We start from the raw sequence: 17,899 nt of genomic DNA, 5'->3' as shown, positions 1-17,899 counted from the left end.
CTACTTGAGTGCCGCAAGTCCCGTGGCGATGCGCTCGACGCCGAGCGAAATCGCCTCCGCACTGGCAGCGTAGGACAGACGCAGGTGATGCTCACCGTTCCGACCAAACTCGCTGCCCGGGCGCACTGCTACGCCGAACTCGCGCAGGTGCGTCACCATCTGCGCTGCCGGCATGTCGACGTCGTACTTCGGGAAGAGGTAGAACGCCCCTTCAGGGGAGCTGACCGTGAGTCCCGGAATCCTGCTGAGGCCCTCAAACATCAGTTCGCGGCGCACCGCGTAAGAAGCATGCATGCGCTCGATGTCGGGGCCGCAGGTTTTGAGCGCCGTCAGGGCAGCCAGCTGGACGGCGGTGTTCATTGAACCGTTGAAGGTGTTGTGGACGCGCGCGGCAGATGCGATGACATCCGAGGGGCCCCAGAGGTAGCCGACTCGCCAGCCCGTCATGGCATAGCTCTTGGAGAATGTCTGGCAGTAGATGGTCCTGCCCACCAGGCCCGGTATTTCCAAAGCGGAAGTAAAGGGTTCAGGCGTGTAAACGAGATCGCTGTAGGCCTCGTCGGACAGAACCAGGGTGTCCGTACGGGCCACCATGTCCGCCAAAACTTCCAGCTCCTGGCGGGAGTGGACGATGCCGGTGGGGTTGGAAGGGTTGCAGAAGACGAACATCTTGGCCCCTTCAAGTGCTGCGGCCAGGGCTTCAAGGTCCCAGTGAAGGTCCTCAGCGAGTGGAACAGGCACGACGGTTCCGCCGGCCATGCTGACCAAGTCCGCGTACAGGGAGTAGGTGGGGTCCGGGATGACCACCTTGTCTCCCGGGTTCACGATGCCGAGGATCGCGGCGGAAAGGCCTGCGGTTCCGCCCTGGGTGATCAGGACGTCGCTGGGGCTGGCCACTTCGCCGAGGAGCTGGCCGATACGGGCAGCCAGCTCCTCGCGAAGCACCAGCTCGCCGAGCAATGGCGAGTAATGGGTGTGCCCTTCTTCCAGGGCGCGGGCAGCTGCGGCGCGGACCTGTTCGGGGGTGTCGAAGTCCGGCTCGCCCATGGCCAGGGACACAAGGTCGCCTTTGGACTGGGGCTGCTGGACGCGCAAGGACGTGCGCTGGACCCGCAGCACGGCCTCGGAAGGCTGGAACGCTGCGATGGCGGTGGTTGGTTCAAGGGTCATGACAGTCCTGCTTCGAGTCGTCGGGAGGGTGGCGGCTTTGCCGGGTGTGTAGAGGTGCCGGGGTTTCACGGACGGGGGAGGTCTTCTGCGGGCGCGCCCGTCCAGCGGCTGATTTCGATGTCCCCGGAGGTGTCGCGTTGCACCGTAGGCGCAATGACGAGCTCTTGAACCACAGTGCGCTGCGGCAGCGTGGCCACGAGGTGGATGGCGCGGGCCACGTCCTCCGGCTGGACCATGGCGTCGCGCTCTTCAGTTTTGGGTGGACGGGCCCGGTTGTCGAGAATCGGAGTGGCTGTCTCGCCCGGAAGAATGGTGATGGCGCGCAGCCCTTCATTGCGGAAGGTGTTGTGCAGGTACGTCATGAAGTTGCGGACCGCTGCCTTGGCAGCGCCATAGGCGGCACCCCCCAGCAGGTTGGGATTGACTGCAGCCAAGGACGAAACTGTGATGATGGTGCCGGTGTTCCGGGCGAGCATGCCCGGGAGTACTGCCTGAGTGAGGAGGTAGACGGCGTTGAGGTTGACGTCCAGGACCTCGTTCCATTCTTCCTGGCTGATCCAGCGGACATTGAGGACCTTGCTGGCGCTGCCGGCGTTGTTGACCAGGATGTCTACCGGACCAGCGTTTTCGCTGACCCAGGCCACCAGGGTGTCAACGTCGTCCTTGGATGCGATGTCCGCAGCGCGGGCGTGGACGTTGCCGCCGTCGGCCTTGATTCCTGCGGCGACTTCTTCCAGGACCGACAGCCTGCGCCCCACAAGCACCACGTGCGCTCCTTCGGCTGCAAGCAGTTCCGCGGTGGAGCGGCCCATGCCCGTACCTGCGCCAGTGATAACGGCGACCTTGCCTTCAAGAAGTCCCATGATTTACGTTCCTCGGGTCTGGTTGGTTGTGAGATTCGAATCACATATGCGAAAAGTTTCTCATTTAGTCTACGTGAGCGTCAAGTGCCTCGGGCGTGAAGTGCTTCAGGCCGCTTCCTGCGCCGCGACCGGTCGCGAATGATGTGGCAGGTCGATGGCGCCGAAAAGGCTCTGCACTCGCGATTCCAAGAGGCTCAGCCGGCGCTGGGACTCGTGCTGGCTTTCGACAGCCTCTTCTTGGCCCACCCAGCGGAATCTCATGCGCTGGCCGGGCCGGGCTTGTCCCAACATGGGAAGCGAGGCCTTGGTGGCGAAGGCGACAATGGGATAGCCGGCGGTGAGGGTTCGGTAACGGCCCAAGATGATGAGTTCGTCTCCGTGCGGAATTTCGAAGGCGCCGATGGGCACACCGTGGGACACGATCTCACCGAGCCCTTCCGGATGCACTACCGGCCCATCAAGACGCAGCCCTACGTGGTTGGATTTCGCCGTCACCGTGTACTCCCGGGCGGCGAGCAACTCCCTGATTCCGTGTGCCGCATCAGTGTGGGGGCCTTCAACGATGTCGATGCTCCACACCGGGTGATCGAACGAAGGAACAGGTACTGGGAGGCGGAACAACGGCTGTGTCAGGTAAGGGTGCTCGAAGCCGGCGTAGGCCGTAACGAGGTCCAGGTGCTGCCCAACAGAGATCTGCTGGGGAAAGCCCATCCGTGCTTCGGGTGCGGCGCTGCCCATGAAGTGTTCGGTGACCAGCGTGCCGCTGATAGCGAGATAGTTGCGCATGCCGCCGTGGGCGTTGGCGATAACCACCCTTCCCTTGGCAGGGACGCACACAGGTTCCCACATCTGTACTTTGCTCCCGTTGACGGTGACATCGGCCGGCGCTCCGGTGACCGAGATCAAGAGGGGCCTGGCCGTGGTGAAGGAAAACCGGCCACCCATGATTTCGATGCCGGTGGCATTCCGGGGATTGCCCACCAGGATGTTGGCCACGGACGCGGAGTGCTGGTCTGCCGCCCCGCCACAGGGAACACCCAATGCCTCGGACTGTTCCCTGCCCAAATCCTGGAAGGTTGCCAGCCAGGCCGCTTCACGGATTTTGATGGTGACGCTTCGCTCGGACGCCGGCATCAGTGAACCTCCTTGGTGGTGTACGAATCGGTACGCAGGAACCGTCCTTCGAGCCGTTTCCATTCACTTTCCGGGACCACCTTGAACTGCACGGTGTCGCCGGGCTTAAAGGAGGTGGGCGGGTCTTCCCGAATGTCGCAGATGGTCAGGGGAGTACGTCCGATGACCTTCCAGCCAGTGGGCCCCGGGAACGGCTGGATGATGGCGTTGGTGCCGGCCACCATTACGGATCCCGGGTCCACGTTGGTGCGGGGTTCCTTGCATCGGCTGACTTGTCCCGGGAACTCCACCCGCCCCATCATGGGGGCCATGGCCGAGGCCAGGAGGTTTATGGTCAGCTCGGAAGCTTCAAGATGCCGCAGGACGGCTTCCTTACTGATGCCTAGTTCTTCCGCCACGTCCCTGAGATCCGGGGCAAAGGCTTCGTTGATCACGATGGGGATGACGAAATGCTTTCCCGTTTGTGATGGGCCGGTGCCCTCGAAGCTCCTGCTTGCCGCGGCCAACCGGATGGTTTGTGCCAGCTGGCCGTGGCTGACGGCGAGGCAGTCAAATTCCACGAGGACGGAATCAATGCCGGCCACGACGTCGAGCAGGCCATGGGGACGGACCTCCAGCAGGATTTCGCGCAGCTTCCGGCTTCCCGTCTGGCGTTCCTCAACTGTCCCGGAGGCGATGCTGACCATCAATGCGGAGTCCCCGAACGGAACTGCTTTGATGTCTGGGATGGCCGATGCCGGAATCAGCTGTCCGGGAGCTGGGTACGTGCTCATGTGTCCTTGGGTGCTCGGTAGTAGGTGCGCGGCTGAATCAGACCGTTGCCAGGCGGGCTTTTTCGGCCAGGACTTCCTGCAGACCGGTGGCTTTGACGCCGGCCTTCTCCAGCGCGGCGCGGAGGGCGGTGCCGTTTTCCAGGACCTGCGGGTGGTCACCGTGCAGGAGGACGACGTCGGCGTCGTGGCCCAGCGGGACCACCTTGCCGGTGACGGCGCGAACCGTTCCTTCGGTGACAACCTGGACCACACGACGCCCGATCTCCTCAGGATCGTGGAGGAGAGCGCCCTCGGTATTGCGGGAAACAGGCATGCCGTCTTCGCCGTAGCCGCGGTCGGCCAAGAAGACGTAGCCCACTTCGAGCCCGCGCTTGCGGGATTCGTCGGCGAGTAGGCCGTTTTGGCAGATCACAATGTACGACGGGTCGTAAGCCTTGATGGCGTCCGTGATAGCGCGGGCGTGCTTCGCATCGGTCTGGGCGATGCTGCCCATCCGGCCGTGCGGGGCGACGTGGCTGATCTTGCCGCCGTGGATGCGGGCAAAGGCGTCCAGAGCGCCGATCTGGTAGAGGACATCCGTGCGGATTTCCTCTTCACTGGCCTCGATGAGGCGGCGTCCGAATCCCACCAGGTCCGGGTAGCCGGGGTGCGCGCCAAGTTCGATTCCGCGCTCGACGCAGGCCTTGACGGTGGTGTCCATAACGCGCGGGTCTCCGGCGTGGAAGCCGCAGGCGATGTTGGAGGCGGTGACCAGGCCCAGCAGGGCGTCGTCGTCTCCGATGGTGTAGTTGCCATAGCTTTCGCCGAGGTCTGCGACGACAGCGACTGAGTTGATGCCCAAGGTGACTCCCAATGGTTTCGTTGTGGTGCTTTATGGTCCAACGACGGCGGCCGGTCGGCAATGGCGGCAGGCCGCCGTCGTGCGTGTCTCGTTAGTGGGTGGCCAGCGGCTGTCCCTTGGTCTCCTTGAGGAAGAAGATGGAGACCAAAGTGATGACGGCCGTTCCGATCGCGGCGTAGGCCGGGACCATGCTGTTGCCGGTGCTCTTGATCAGCTCGGTCATCACCAGTGGAGCGCTGCCGCCAAAGATGATGGTGCTGATGCTGAAGCCAATGCTGTAGGCGCTGTAGCGGACAGTGGTGGGGAACATTTCGGTCAGGACGGTGTGTACCACGGCGGCGTGGCCGGAGAAAGCGATGGCCATGATGACGGTGGCCACGCAGGCCAGTGCCATGTTTCCGGTGGTGATCATGGCGAACATCGGGTAGGAAACCACGGCCATGAGCACTGCCGAAAGCATCAGGACGGGCTTGCGGCCGATGCGGTCGGACAAACGGGCCATGAGGGGGATGGCGATGATGATGGCAACCAGGCTGACGGCCGTGACCATGAGGGCCTGCAGCATGCTGAAGTTGTTGCCGCTGCCTAGCTGTGTTTTCAAATACGTGGGCATGTAGGCGAAGAGCAGGTAGTAGCCGGGACCGTTCACTGCGGGCAGGAAGATGGTCAGGGCGATGGCCTTGAGGTGGCGCTTGGAGGTGAACACGGCCCGCAAGGGGTTGTGCTCCACAACGTTGCGTTCACGCAGTGCCGCGAAGTGCGGGGTGTCTTCCATCTTGGAACGGATATAGAAGCCAACGTAACCAAGCGGGAGGGCGAACAGGAACGGGATGCGCCAAGCCCAGGCCTCCATGGTGGCATCGCCCAGCGTGGTGATGAGCATGGCCGAGAAGCCGCTGCCGAAGAGGAGCGCGCAGAAGGAGCCCACCGCGATGAAGCTCATGGAGAAGTTGCGGTGCTTGTCGTGGGCGTACTCGCCGACGAAAGCCATGGCGCCTGCCACTTCACCGCCCGCCGAGAAACCCTGGAGGATGCGGAAGAGGATCAGCAGAGCCGGGGCAGCCCAGCCGATCACTGAGGACGACGGGATGAGGCCGATGCAAGCCGTGGCGCCGGAGATGAGGAGCAGGAGCACTGCAAGCAGGTTCTTGCGTCCCAGCTTGTCGCCGAGGTAACCGGCGATGACGCTGCCAAAGGGGCGGGCCAGGAAGCTCACCAGGAAGCCGACGTTGGTCAGCAGCAGCGAACCGAGGTCCTTGGAACCCATGATGTTGATGGCCAGATACGTGGTGAGCAGACCGTAGATTCCGTAGTCATACCATTCCACGAAGGAGCCCATGGTGCCGGCCAGGGTTGCCTTGCGCACCACCTTGCCGTCAGCGGTGACGACCTTGATTTGAGCGGTGTTCAGTGTCACTGATTCCGTCGATGTGTTAGTCATTGCGGGTTCTCTCAGTCTAAGCGGGGTCCCGTTGGGGGAGTAGGGGAGGACTAGCTGTATTCGCGGGTGATCTCGGCTGTCATTTCTGCCTCGTGGACTGCAACTGCTCTGACGAGTTCGAGGATTTCGGCAGCGCGGGCCTGGGGGATGACGACGACTCCGTCATCGTCGGCGGCGACGATGTCACCGGGGGAGCAAACAATGCCGCCGATGGCGACGGGTTCGCCGATCACGCCGGGGCCGTTCTTGAAGGGTCCTGCGGGGGTGGTGCCACGGGCGAAGACGGGGAACTTGATCTCGGTAATGGTTGCGCGGTCACGGATGTAGCCGTCGATGACGGCGCCCGTTGCGCCTGCGGCCTCAAACCGTTGGGAGAGCTGTTCGCCGACCAATGCGCGGTGTTCGTGGCCGAAGCCGTTGATCACGAGGATGTCGCCGGGCTCAATGTAGTTAAGGGACTCGATGACGGCGGCGTTGTCGCCCGCCGCGCCCAACACCGTCAGGGCGGAGCCCACGCACTTGGCGCCGGCCCAGACCGGGTTGATGTTTCCATCCACCAGACCGAGGCGTTCCATGGCATCGCCGATGTTGGCTACCGGGAATTCCTCAAATGCGCGGACCAGTTCCCGCGGCGGCCGGGTCCACTGTGCCTTGCGGACTGTGAGCTCGAGGGTCGTTGCCATGTCTTCCACCTTTGGTTGGTCCGGGTTCCGGATGAGTTGGACGCCTTGAGACGTCAATCACATATGAGAAAAGTTTCGCGTTTTTTCATCACCGCGTCAAGGCCCTTCTGTTTCCAGTGTGTAAAACATCGGCGTGGCAGGGGTCACCTGTGGGTGAACTCACAAAAAACCGTTGACTTCCATCACCCAATTAGAGAAACTCTTCTCATTCGCGAAAGTTATCGCAGATCAAAATCCTTTCGGTTTCCCCGCCAGATGCGCTCGCATCCGCAATGGCCAGGCACTCGAAGGCGACCAGGAGGCTCATCCCTATGCAAGGACGTTCCACTTTTATGGCAGCGGCGGCGACCGTTACCGCCGCCGCGTTCCTTTTGACCGGTTGCACCACGGGCGGTCAGGCTTCCTCCGGCGGCACCGGCGGAGCAATGTCCACCGACACCATCAGGACGGCCCTCAACGCCGACCCCACCACCTTCAATGCAGCCAAGGCCAACGCGAAGGACGATTACGAGGTAGCGCGATTCCTGTTCGACACTGTGGTTCGCCGGGACGCCGACGGGAAGTTCATTGGCGGCTTGGCCACCGATTGGAAGTCCACCGCCTCTGAAGCCACGCTGACCATCCGCAAGGATGCCACCTGTGCGGACGGCACAGCCATTACCCCCAGTATCGTGGCCAGGTCACTGAGCTACTTCGCCGATCCAGCCACCAAAAACAACTTCGGCAAGCTCGTCTTCGGTCCCGGCCAGCCCACCATTACCGGTGATGACGCCGCTGGCACCGTGGATATCAAGCTTGCGCAGCCGTGGTCCGAACTCATCGGCGGATTGACCTTGGCGCAGACCGGCATCATCTGCCCGGCAGGACTCGCTGATCTGGAGGGCCTGGCCAAAGGCAGCGTCAAAGGAGCCTTCTCCGGCCCGTACACACTGACGAAGTCCAGTCACGGAGTCAGTTACGACATGACCTTGCGTGAGGACTACAAGGCCTGGCCCCAATGGTCCAAACCGTTGGAGGGAACTCCAGCCAAGACCGTTCGGTTCTTCCCCGGCGTCAATAAGACGACGGTGGCCAACCAGCTCCTGACAGGCGAGATGGACGTCTCTGACATCGCGCCCGCGGACGTCCAGCGCTTCGAAAGCAACAAGGGCTATGCCGTCACCACAGTCCCGTTTGCCGGCATCTTCCTGCTCTTCAACCAGCGCGAAGGCAGCCCCTTCACAGATCCCGCTCTGCGTAAGGCCGTGGCACAGCTGATGAACCAGCAGGCCTTCAACTCCGCTGCTTACGCAGGCAAGGGCATTACCTACAACTCGATCGTCGCCCCTACCGTTCCGTGTGCGCTCCCGGATAACTCAAGCCTGACCCCGGAGGACGCAGCAGCAGCCAAGGCAGTTCTCGCAGGCAAGACGTTCAAGATGGTTGGCACCACAAGCATCGGGCCGAACGGCGCAGGCAGCACCTACGTCCAGGAAGCCCTGCGCGCGGCAGGTGCCACCGTGGAACTACAGCTCGTGGACAACGGAACCTGGGCCACCATGACCCAGACCAAGCCAGAAACCTGGGACCTTACCGTCCAAGGTGACGCCAACTTCGTCGGTACCGTGGCAGCATCGCTGACCCGCATCGCCGGCGTCCCCACCGAAAAGGGCGGCCGCAATATTGGCGGCGGGGAGAACGCGGACATACTCGCGGACATCGCCACGGCCCAGTCCGCCACCGACGAATCGGCCCGTTGCGACGCATACACCAAAGCGCAGAAGAGCATCCTGAGCGACAACGACATCGTTCCGTTCGTCGGCGAGCCGCAGATCGTCGCGCAGCGCTCCGGGTTCTCCATCCAGGCGCCGTCGGGGATTGTCGACTACGCCACCATGCGCATCACCAAGTAAGCAGAGGTTTCACGATGACTGAACCAACCATGCTCTCCAAGGAAGTACAGATCCTTGAGAGCACAGCCCCGGGGGCCACCAAGCGCCCCCGGGGCGGTGCCCTGAGTCTTTCCCCGTGGGCCGACTACGCTTTTCGCCGCGCCGGCGGTGTCCTCCTCTCCGTCGTCCTGCTCGTCGTCGTGACCTTCTTCATGGTTCCGCTCATCCCGGGCGACCCTGCCGTTGCAGTGGCCGGAGCGGACGCCACGACGGAACAAATCGAGGCCATCCGCAACAGCCTGGGCCTGAATGATCCCCTCTATGTGCAGTTCATCAGCTACGTGGGCGGTCTCTTCACCGGAGATCTGGGGGAGTCCTTTGCCTACAGCACCTCGGTATCGCAGATCATCGCCACCAAGCTTCCCTTCACCGCGGAACTCGCCGTCCTCGGCATCATCCTGGTGCTCCTTGTCTCTGTTCCTGCGGGCATGCTCGTGGGCATCCTGACCCGTGGAGGCCGTAAGAAGTGGCTCGACGTGTCCTTCGGCATGCTGACCGGATTCTTCCAGGCAGTTCCGCAGTATGTGGTTTCCACCATGCTGGTGGTGGTCTTTGCGATCATTCTCAAAGTCCTCCCGGCAGCTGGTGCGGCTTCCTTGAGTGCCCTCATCCTTCCCGTAATCGGGCTGTCGATTGCTCCCATCTGCTCCATCGCCCGCGTAGTACGCCGCGAGACGTCAACTGTGTTGGAGCAGGACTACTTGAGGACTGCCCGCGGGTGGCGGTTGCCATCGGTGCGCCTCTACGCCCGGCACGCCTTGCCCAATCTGCTGACGACGGCCCTCACCCTGGCCGGGCTCATCTTGGCCGGCATGCTCGGTGGCGCAATCATCGTGGAGAACGTCTTCAACTGGCCGGGGCTGGGCCGCGAAATCGTCACAGCAATCGTGAACAAGGACTACCCCGTCATTCAGGGGATCATCCTGGTCCTTGGGTTCCTGGCCATCGTGCTGAACCTCTTGGTCGACGTCATCCTCGGCCTCATCGACCCCCGTACGCTCGGAGGAAAGTCCAATGGCTGAGATAGCCCGTCCACGCCGTAGGTTCCGCTGGACCACCGGCCTCATTGTCGGCATCGTGATGATGTCCATCATGGTCCTCACCGCCATCCTCGCGCCGATGTTCCTCACAGAAGCTGCGGAAAAACTCACCCCGCAGGCCTCGCAAGGACCAAGTCCCGAGCACTGGCTCGGAACCGACGATTTCGGCCGCGACGTCCTGGCCAGGTCCTTGGTCGCCACCCGCCTGACACTCCTCATGACGGCGGCGACCACGGCAATTGCCGTCGTCGCAGGCATTGCAATCGGCACCGCCGTATGGCTGGCACCGCGTCGAATCCGCGCCGCCGTGCTCCGTGTCATCGAAGCTGCCGTTGCCTACCCGAGTCTCATCTTCTCGTTGCTGATCGCCGCCATCCTCGGCCAGGGCACTTGGTCTGCGGTGCTGGCCATCTCCATCGCCAGCATTCCGGCCTTCGCCCGGCTCACTGCCAACATGGCGGCCTCGATCTCGCAGCGAAACTACGTGTCCACAGCCCGATTGCTTGGCGTCTCCGGACCCCACATCATCACTCGGCACCTGCTACCGAATATGGCAGAGCCGCTCTTGGTACTGACCGCCACGGTCTTCGCCACCACGTTGATCGACCTCTCCAGCCTGTCCTTCATCGGACTCGGCGTGCAGAACCCTGAGTATGACTTCGGCCGCCTCTTGAACGAGGGGCTCGTCAACATCTATTCCCAGCCGCTTCAGGCCGTGATGCCTTCGATCATGATCACCATCACGGGTCTTAGCGCCATGCTGATCGGTGACGGCCTCGCAGCTGCCACCGATCCCCGCGGTGGGCGAAAGTTCGGCAGCCTCCGCAAGGCATCCGAAGTGCCCGCTTCGTTGCGCGCTGATGCCGAAGCGCTGGTGGAGGTGGACAATCTGACCGTCACCACGCCGTCGGGACTTCCGTTGGTCAAGGGCGTGTCCCTGAGCATCCACGCCGGGGAAGTGGTGGGTCTGGTGGGAGAGTCCGGTTCCGGGAAGTCGCTCACCGCCATGTCCATCGCCGGGCTGCTGCCGGAGGAACTCGGCGTCAGTGCCAAGACAATGCGCCTCGGCGAGCTCAACCTGCTGAAAAAGAACAACCCACGCGAGCTCGCCACGTCGATTGGCCTTGTGTATCAAGACCCGGGAACCAGCTTCAATCCGGCCCTGCGCATTGGATCGCAGCTAACCGAAGTGAGCCGGGTACATCTCGGCCAGTCGAGGGGCACAGCGTTCGGACGGATGATCAAGGCTCTGGCGGACATTCGGATCACCCAACCGGAGAAGCGCATGAAGCAACACCCCCACGAACTCTCCGGCGGGATGCTGCAACGAGCCATGATCGCGTCGACCCTGGTCACGGACCCTCGCCTGATCATCGCCGATGAGCCCACCACAGCCCTCGACGTGACAGTCCAAGCCGATGTGCTCCGGCAATTCCGGACCATCAATCGCGAAATGGGCACGGCAATGCTGTTCATTTCCCACGACATCGGTGTGGTGCAGGCGCTGTGCGACAAGGTCATCGTGATGAACGGCGGCAAGATCCTCGAGCGGCTCACAGGCGAAGAACTCGCAGCCGGCAAGGTCAAGCACCCGTACACCAAAGCACTTCTTGCCGCGACACCATCCATCGCTGAACGTAAGGCCGAGCTCGTCACCGTTTCAGCCAAGGACTTCGCCCTGGATGAAGTTTTCGACGACGACCCCGCTACGGGCGGCCACGTCACCACCAGCCGGACTGTCGAGGAGACCGCCAAATGAGCGCTGTTACAACTCAGAATCAGCCGGTTCTGGAACTGAAGGACGTCAAGGTCACGTTCGGTTCCGGACGTTCCGCCGCCACTGTCCTCAAAGGCGTGAACGCCAGTATCCAATCAGGCAAGACGCTGGGCATCGTGGGGGAATCGGGCTCGGGAAAGTCCACTATGGCCAAAGCGATTGTGGGCCTGGTGAAGCCGAGTGATGGAGTGATCTCTTTCTCCGGGCGCGACGTGACCAAAATGTCCGGAGTCGAGCGACGCCGCATGAGGCGGGCCGTGCAGATGGTTCCCCAAGATCCGTATTCCTCGCTCAACCCCCGGCGGACCATTGGGCAAACCCTCGCGGAGGCAATCGATCCCCTCCGGGCCAACCCCAAGGAACACAGCGAGAAGATCTCCTACTGGCTCTCAACCATCCGCCTGGATCCCGAAGTGGCCGAACGCTATCCACACGAGTTTTCCGGCGGTCAGCGCCAACGCATCGCTATTGCCCGTGCTTTGGCTGTGCAGCCGAAACTGATCATCGCGGACGAGATCACCTCCGCTTTGGATCTCTCGGTACAAGCTGAGATCTTGAACCTCATTGGCAGGCTCCGTAAGGAACTGGACCTCACCATGGCCTTCATCTCGCACGACCTGGACGTTGTGCACCACGTCAGCGACGAAATACTGGTCCTGTTCCACGGCGAAGTGGTGGAGCAAGGCGATGTTGATTCGGTGTACGGGAACCCCCAGCATCCCTACACGCGTCGGCTGATTGATTCAGTTCCGGGTGGGCCGGGATTCGATATTGGCGAACGCAGGGTTGCAGTCGGTGGACTGAGGGTCTGAAGCGCCACGGTGCCCCCACCTTTTAGGTGGGGGCACCGGTTGTTGCCGCGCTTGGCCGGAGTTAGCCTGCCACGAAGTTGAGGATCAGCCGGATGGACAGGGCAAGTACTGCGAGGAGGCCCAACACGCCCAGCAGGTTCTGCCACCACTTGTTGCGTAGCGCTCCCATCAGTTCGCGGCGGTTCGCCATGACCACGATCAGTGTGGCCAGCAGGGGTGCGACCAGGATTGTCAGTGCTTGGGCAATGACGATGACCTGCACCGGTGAGGTCTGGAAGATGACGGTGATGGTGAGGCCGAACGCGAGGATGATGGCGCTGATCAGTTTCTGTGTGCCGGAAGTGATGCCTTTGGTGCCGCGCCGGTTGAGTGCGTCGGAGAGCATGGTGCCCCCGGCGGTGCAGTTGGCGGTCATGGCGGAGAAGGCGGCGCCGGTGAACCCGATGGCGAAGATCGCGGTGCCGATTGGGCCGGCAAGGGGTTCGAAGATGCTGCCGAGTTGGCCCATGGTTGCGGCTGCCTGGCCAGTGGCGCCGAGTACGGATGCAGCGACGACGATCACGAGGGAGGTCATGATGCCGGGGGCAACGATTCCCGGAATCGTATCCACCATGGTGATGTCGCGGTAGTCTGCCTCGCTGCGTGCGCGCTCCTTGGTGCCGTAGGAGGTGTAGAAGGCGGCGTTCACGGAGAAGTTGGTGCCGACAAGGGCGATGACCAGCAACCAGGCATCGCCGGGAACGCGGGGAATTAAGCCGGATGCTGCCGCGGCCCAGTCAGGGTTCGCGATGAAGGCCGATGTGACGAAAGCAATCGCCATGACGCCGACCATCAAGACCAGAACCTTCTCTATGACCCGGTAGACGTTGCGGAAGAGGAGGATGGTTGCCACCATGGCGGTGCCGATGATGGTCCACATCACCGGTGATCCGCCAAGGAGCATTGACGCGCCGAGGCCGAGGCCGACGGCATTGCCGACCGAGAAGCACAGGGTGACCAGGAAGACACCGATACCGGCGATCACCCCGACCTTCTTGCCGAGGTGGTCTTTGATTGACTGGATCAATGACACCGGAGACTTGATACCCAGGCGCACGCTCATGTCGGTCAGGAAAATCATCAGGATGGTGGACACGACGATCACCCAGATCAGGGTGTATTGGTATCCGCTGCCAGCCTGGACGGCGGTGGCAAGGTTGCCGGGTCCGAATTGCCAGGCGCCGGCGACGAAGGCTGGGCCGATCAGGGCAAGTTGGCCCCAGAAGGATCGGCGGGTCTTTCGGGTCTCGGCACTGGTCCGGACACTGCTGGGGGGTAGATGCCCGAATTCGGCGCCCGGGGTACGCGAGGTGCTAGGCGTCTTCGTATGCTCAATCACGGCGCGCCCTCCTTCCACGGGACTATTCTCCCGCTCAGTCTTCTTTGACTTCATTAATCCCGACCTCAATGTCGGGTGGGCGGCCCACCGAAGTGGCCGATTGCCCACGTATCAACACGGGCGGTAGTCGAACCAGGGTGCGTGCATTTCACCTTTCCCTGCACGCACCCTGCGGTCCTCAGACGTTGGCTGTGACCTTGCTGATGTTTGCAGCGGCGAAGGCTTCCGCGATTTCTGCATCGGCGCCTTCAGGCAGGGGCAGCAGCGGGGTGCGTACGGTGGCGTGATCCAGGATGCCCCGGTTTACCAAACCCCACTTCAAGGCGACGGTGCCCTCCATGTGGGACCCACGGTGGTAGACGTTCCTGGTCACCGGAAGGAGCCGCTCGTGGATGGCGTGGGCGCGCGGGTAGTCCTGTGCCTTGCCTGCCTCGATCAGTTCGACGAGCAGCTCGGGAGCGATGTTGCCGTAGCCGACGAGCAGACCGTCGACGTCGAACATCGTCGGCAGCAGGTATTCGTCATGGCAGGAGAGCACCTGCAACTCGGGGTACGCGGCGCGCAATGCCGGGATTTCGGTGTACCAGCGGCGCATGTTGCGGACGCCGTTCTTCGTGGCGAAGACGCCTTCCTGGCCCGCGATGTCCAATTGGGTGTCCAGATCGTAGGTGGCCTTGGTGTTGTCCGGGTATTGGAAGAGGATCAGCGGCAGGCCGGACTCTTCGTAGATTTCCTTGTAGCGCGATTGCGGCGCACCGTTCTGGTATCCGAAACGCAGCCACCCATGCGAGGGATAGACCAGGCCCGCTGACGCGCCGGCTTCCACCGCCTTCTTTGCTTCGAGGGCTGCGGTCTTATTGCCCTCCTTGGTAATACCGGCTACCACCGGCACGCGGCCGTCTGTGGATGCCACGAAGGCTCGGATGACGTCCAGCTGTTCCTCTTCGGTAAGGAACGTGCCTTCGCCGGCATGTCCCAGGACCACCAGGCTTTTCACGCCCTCAATCGATCCCAGCCACGAACCCAGACGCTGGATCGCAGCGAAGTCGACAGCGCCATCTTCGGTGAAAGGGGTTACAGGTGCGGGGCTGAGTCCGCGGAGATCGAGTGTCATTACAGCTACCTCTTGTCTTCATTGATGTTGGCAGTTCCGCATTTGTGGGAACGTTTGCGGGAACGTTTTCAAGTTTGCACGTGTCGCAGCTCACTGTCAAGGGAACGTTTGCAAGTCAGGAGGATTAGAGTGTCTGTAACACCTTTGCCGACTAGGAGAAACGCCATGGAACCGGACGCCCCCGGCAACGTTGTCACACTGAAGGACGTCGCAGCGGCCAGTGGTGTAAGCATCTCCACGGCCAGTCGCGCCCTCGATGAGCGGACCACCTCCCGGTCCGCGGCCGCGGCGAACGTCCGGAAGGTAGCTGAGGAGCTCGGGTACCGCAGGAACTCTTTCGCGTCCAGCCTCCGCCGCGGCGAGACCCGGACCTTGGGGGTTCTGGTCCCTCGCCTGAGCGACACCGTCATGGCCCTGATGTTCGAAGAACTCGAAAAAGCTGCCGCCTCCCGTGGCTACTTCGCCATGGTTGCCACCAGCGGTGATGACCCTGACGAGGAACGCCGCGCAGCGGAAACCCTGCTGGGCCGCAATGTGGACGGATTGATACTGGCAACGGCCCGGCTCGATGACAAACTTCCCCTCCTTCTGCGTGAACGCCGGGTAGCACATGCCCTGGTACTGCGTACCGACGGCATCAGCCCATCAGCGCTCGGAGACGACGAAGTGGGCGGTTACCTGGCCGTGCGCCACCTCATCGACCTTGGCCACCGTGACATAGCAGTGGTCACCGGCCCTGACTTCACATCTTCCGGTAAGGCCCGTCTCACGGGGGCCCGCAGGGCCATGGAAGAAGCCGGCATCAACGCACCCGCCAACTGGCTGATTGCAGCGGGTTACGGCATCGAAAACGGCTATGCCGCCGGTGATGAACTCCTCGGCGCCAGCCACCGGCCTACAGCGATCTTCGCGGCCAACGACAACATTGCCATGGGTGTCATGGCTGCAGCCCATCGCAACGGCATCGCCATCCCGGAGGATCTCGCCCTGGTCGGGTATAACGACACACCCCTTTCAGCGCGGCTGCCCACACCCCTAAGCTCGGTCCACGTTCCCCTGGACCAAATCGCCGCCACCGCCGTCGACCTCATCGTCAACCCCGGGAAGGAACCACTCATCCGGCGCTCCATGCCGACCCTCATTCCACGTCAATCCAGCGGTACACCCAGGCACTAGTTTGCAAGGGACATGGTGAGGGGCGCGCATTTTTCGAGCAAGGAACCCACCACTGCAGACTCCGCGCTGTCAACGTCATGGCGGATACCTTGAAGCGGATTAGTACCGGACTTTCAGCGGCGTATCAGGAGGCTGATTTGTTTCCTGATGTTCTGCACCAGCGCTTCGAGGTCCAATCCGGCGTTCCCACTTGCCGCCATGCTGACGAACATTATCGCCGAGACAATGCGCGCTGTGGTGGCGGGGTCACCCGTACCGGGCGGTCGTTCGCGGTCCAGTATGGCGGCGACGGCTTCCTCGGTTTGCCCCACGATAGATAGGGCCGCGTTGTGGTGCGGTTCAGTGGGGTCCCCGAAGACCATCTCGCGCAAGTAGTAGCGTCCGTTGTCGATCTGGGTTCGGTTGCACTCCACGATCGGTCTCACGATGGACATCACTGCGTCCAGGGGATCCTTGATGGTTTCTGCATGTGCTCGGCCGCGTTCGAGGGCTTCGGCATAGTTGGTGTTCTGGACCAGGAGGAGGAGTTCGCCTTTGGTTTTGGCATAGAGGAAAAGGGTTCCGGTGCCGATGTCTGCTTTGTCGGCGATTTGCTGGGTGGTGACGTCTTCGACCCCGTATTTGGCGAAGAGTTCGGCGGCTGCGGCGGTGATGCGGTCCAGCTTTTCCTGTTTGTTCCGCTCCCGCCGCCCTGGGGGCTTGGACGTGACAGGCATAGATTCCTCCGGAATTAAACTGACTGGACTCAATATTGTATATCGAACCTGTGGGGAGGTAGATGGTCCTTCTTGCCCCGACGGTCTCTGCCGGGGAGGCTGCGTTATAGAGCCTGAGGGGTTGGGTGGGCCAGCGTGGACAAGGGTACAGCGGACCTTCCAGTTGTCGCGGCGTTGTGGTCAGGGGCCGAGAAAGTCGACGACGGCGGGTGCGAACCTTGCGTGGTATTGGAAGATGCCACCGTGGCCGGAGTCAGGGTAGATGATCAATTCGGATCCTTTGATGCGTTGGTGCAGGTCCTCGGAGAGGGATGATGGAACCATGCGGTCGTTGTCGCCGTTGGCGATCAGGGTGGGTTGCGTCAGGGCGGAGAGGTTGGACGGGGCCGATCGGCCGTACTTCTGGATTGCCTTAAGTTGCGTCCGGAAGGCGCGGGTTCTGATTGGGTTGTCACGGTTCCCGGTCCGCTCGTGAAGGCGTTTGATGAACTCTTTCGCGGCGAGTTTGCCGGTGGTGTTGCGGTTGAAAAACAGGAACTCCTTGGGGTCTGACCTCGTGAGCGTTGCCCGGAAGATGTCCCAATAGGTGGTGCCGACCACTTTGTCGATGTCTTTGCCTCCTCGTGGTCCGGTTCCCGTCAGCACGAGCTTTCGGACGAGTTCGGGATGTTTGAGGGCCAGATCCTGTGCGATCATGCCGCCCAGCGAGAAGGAGAACACATCTACCTTTTCGAACCCCAGAGCGTTGATGAAGGTGTAGGCATCGTCGGCCATTGCGTCGATGCTGTTGGGCACTTTTCCCGTGGAAGCGCCTATTCCCGGCTGATCGAATGCGATCACGCGTCGGTTCTTGGCGATGGGGTCGACGATGCGGGGGTCCCAGTTATCCAGGGTGGCAGCGAGGTGCACGAAGAACACGACGGGGATGCCACCTCTCGGGCCAAGCTCTCGATATGAGTATCTGACACCTTCGGAGGTGACGGTTTTAGCAGGTGCCTTTGAGTACGAGGTGACTACTGCTTCTTCTGGGGTGTCGGTGGTGCCCATGAT

16 protein-coding genes are annotated in these 17,899 nt (G+C 62.1%); 5 read left to right on the top strand and 11 right to left on the bottom strand.

Translation table 11 applies throughout. The annotated features are described in order from the left end of the window. The 7 genes from BLW08_RS08650 to BLW08_RS08620 form a co-directional block, all read right to left on the bottom strand. Entirely contained in the window at positions 1 to 1,170 is a 1,170-nt protein-coding gene (locus BLW08_RS08650) for a pyridoxal phosphate-dependent aminotransferase (protein ID WP_091324440.1), read from the bottom strand. 65 nt (positions 1,171 to 1,235) lie between these two features. Then, positions 1,236 to 2,033 (bottom strand): SDR family oxidoreductase, encoded by a 798-nt coding sequence (locus BLW08_RS08645; protein WP_090821010.1) that lies wholly within the window; start codon positions 2,031 to 2,033, stop codon positions 1,236 to 1,238. A 105-nt stretch (positions 2,034 to 2,138) separates the two neighbouring features. After that, entirely contained in the window at positions 2,139 to 3,167 is a 1,029-nt protein-coding gene (locus BLW08_RS08640) for a 5-oxoprolinase subunit C family protein (protein ID WP_090821012.1), read from the bottom strand. Further along, entirely contained in the window at positions 3,167 to 3,940 is a 774-nt protein-coding gene (locus tag BLW08_RS08635; protein ID WP_091324437.1) for a 5-oxoprolinase subunit B family protein, read from the bottom strand. The genes BLW08_RS08640 and BLW08_RS08635 overlap by 1 nt, the downstream gene beginning before the upstream one ends. Positions 3,941 to 3,977: 37 nt before the next feature. Beyond that, complete coding sequence (locus BLW08_RS08630; RefSeq protein WP_090821016.1) at positions 3,978 to 4,781, bottom strand: LamB/YcsF family protein; 804 nt, start codon at positions 4,779 to 4,781, stop codon at positions 3,978 to 3,980. Positions 4,782 to 4,872: 91 nt separating this feature from the next. Further along, complete coding sequence (locus BLW08_RS08625; protein WP_090821017.1) at positions 4,873 to 6,222, bottom strand: MFS transporter; 1,350 nt, start codon at positions 6,220 to 6,222, stop codon at positions 4,873 to 4,875. A gap of 50 nt (positions 6,223 to 6,272) precedes the next feature. Further along, the gene (locus BLW08_RS08620) at positions 6,273 to 6,905 is read right to left on the bottom strand and encodes an RraA family protein (RefSeq protein ID WP_090821019.1); all 633 of its coding nucleotides are present in this window, start codon (positions 6,903 to 6,905) and stop codon (positions 6,273 to 6,275) included. Positions 6,906 to 7,237: 332 nt separating this feature from the next. On the opposite strand from BLW08_RS08620, the gene BLW08_RS08615 reads away from it, so the two are divergent. From BLW08_RS08615 to BLW08_RS08600, 4 genes are read left to right on the top strand one after another with little or no spacing between them, the layout of a single operon-like run. Continuing rightward, on the top strand, positions 7,238 to 8,797 hold the full coding sequence (locus BLW08_RS08615) for an ABC transporter substrate-binding protein (RefSeq protein WP_175538621.1): 1,560 nt from the start codon (positions 7,238 to 7,240) through the stop codon (positions 8,795 to 8,797). A gap of 14 nt (positions 8,798 to 8,811) precedes the next feature. Beyond that, a complete protein-coding gene (locus tag BLW08_RS08610; RefSeq protein WP_254779783.1) occupies positions 8,812 to 9,858 on the top strand; it encodes an ABC transporter permease in 1,047 nt (348 codons plus the stop codon). Then, positions 9,851 to 11,635 carry a dipeptide/oligopeptide/nickel ABC transporter permease/ATP-binding protein gene (locus tag BLW08_RS08605; RefSeq protein ID WP_091324431.1) on the top strand — a complete coding sequence of 595 codons (1,785 nt, stop codon included), beginning with the start codon at positions 9,851 to 9,853 and terminating at the stop codon, positions 11,633 to 11,635. The genes BLW08_RS08610 and BLW08_RS08605 overlap by 8 nt, the downstream gene beginning before the upstream one ends. Beyond that, the gene (locus tag BLW08_RS08600; RefSeq protein ID WP_090821027.1) at positions 11,632 to 12,465 is read left to right on the top strand and encodes an ABC transporter ATP-binding protein; all 834 of its coding nucleotides are present in this window, start codon (positions 11,632 to 11,634) and stop codon (positions 12,463 to 12,465) included. The genes BLW08_RS08605 and BLW08_RS08600 overlap by 4 nt, the downstream gene beginning before the upstream one ends. 61 nt (positions 12,466 to 12,526) lie before the next feature. On the opposite strand, the gene BLW08_RS08595 is transcribed toward BLW08_RS08600, so the two are convergent. Next, positions 12,527 to 13,843, bottom strand: a complete 1,317-nt coding sequence (locus BLW08_RS08595) for an Nramp family divalent metal transporter (RefSeq protein WP_217639215.1) — start codon at positions 13,841 to 13,843, stop codon at positions 12,527 to 12,529. Positions 13,844 to 14,021: 178 nt separating this feature from the next. After that, entirely contained in the window at positions 14,022 to 14,957 is a 936-nt protein-coding gene (locus tag BLW08_RS08590) for a dihydrodipicolinate synthase family protein (RefSeq protein ID WP_091324429.1), read from the bottom strand. A gap of 165 nt (positions 14,958 to 15,122) precedes the next feature. Between BLW08_RS08590 and BLW08_RS08585 the strand changes: the two genes are divergently transcribed. Then, positions 15,123 to 16,133, top strand: coding sequence for a LacI family DNA-binding transcriptional regulator (locus BLW08_RS08585; RefSeq protein ID WP_091324427.1), 1,011 nt, complete (start codon positions 15,123 to 15,125; stop codon positions 16,131 to 16,133). A 113-nt stretch (positions 16,134 to 16,246) separates the two neighbouring features. Here BLW08_RS08585 and BLW08_RS08580 read toward each other — a convergent pair whose 3' ends face one another. After that, positions 16,247 to 16,849 (bottom strand): TetR/AcrR family transcriptional regulator, encoded by a 603-nt coding sequence (locus BLW08_RS08580; RefSeq protein ID WP_091324426.1) that lies wholly within the window; start codon positions 16,847 to 16,849, stop codon positions 16,247 to 16,249. Positions 16,850 to 17,029: 180 nt separating this feature from the next. Continuing rightward, the gene (locus BLW08_RS08575) at positions 17,030 to 17,896 is read right to left on the bottom strand and encodes an alpha/beta fold hydrolase (protein WP_091324425.1); all 867 of its coding nucleotides are present in this window, start codon (positions 17,894 to 17,896) and stop codon (positions 17,030 to 17,032) included. Between the last annotated feature and the right edge of the window lie 3 nt (positions 17,897 to 17,899).

Origin of the sequence: Arthrobacter sp. cf158 (assembly GCF_900106835.1) — a bacterium.
Classification (GTDB): Bacteria; Actinomycetota; Actinomycetes; order Actinomycetales; family Micrococcaceae; genus Arthrobacter.
The sequence above is the reverse complement of the archived record's forward strand: the minus strand, read 5'-3'. Positions and strand labels throughout refer to the sequence as shown.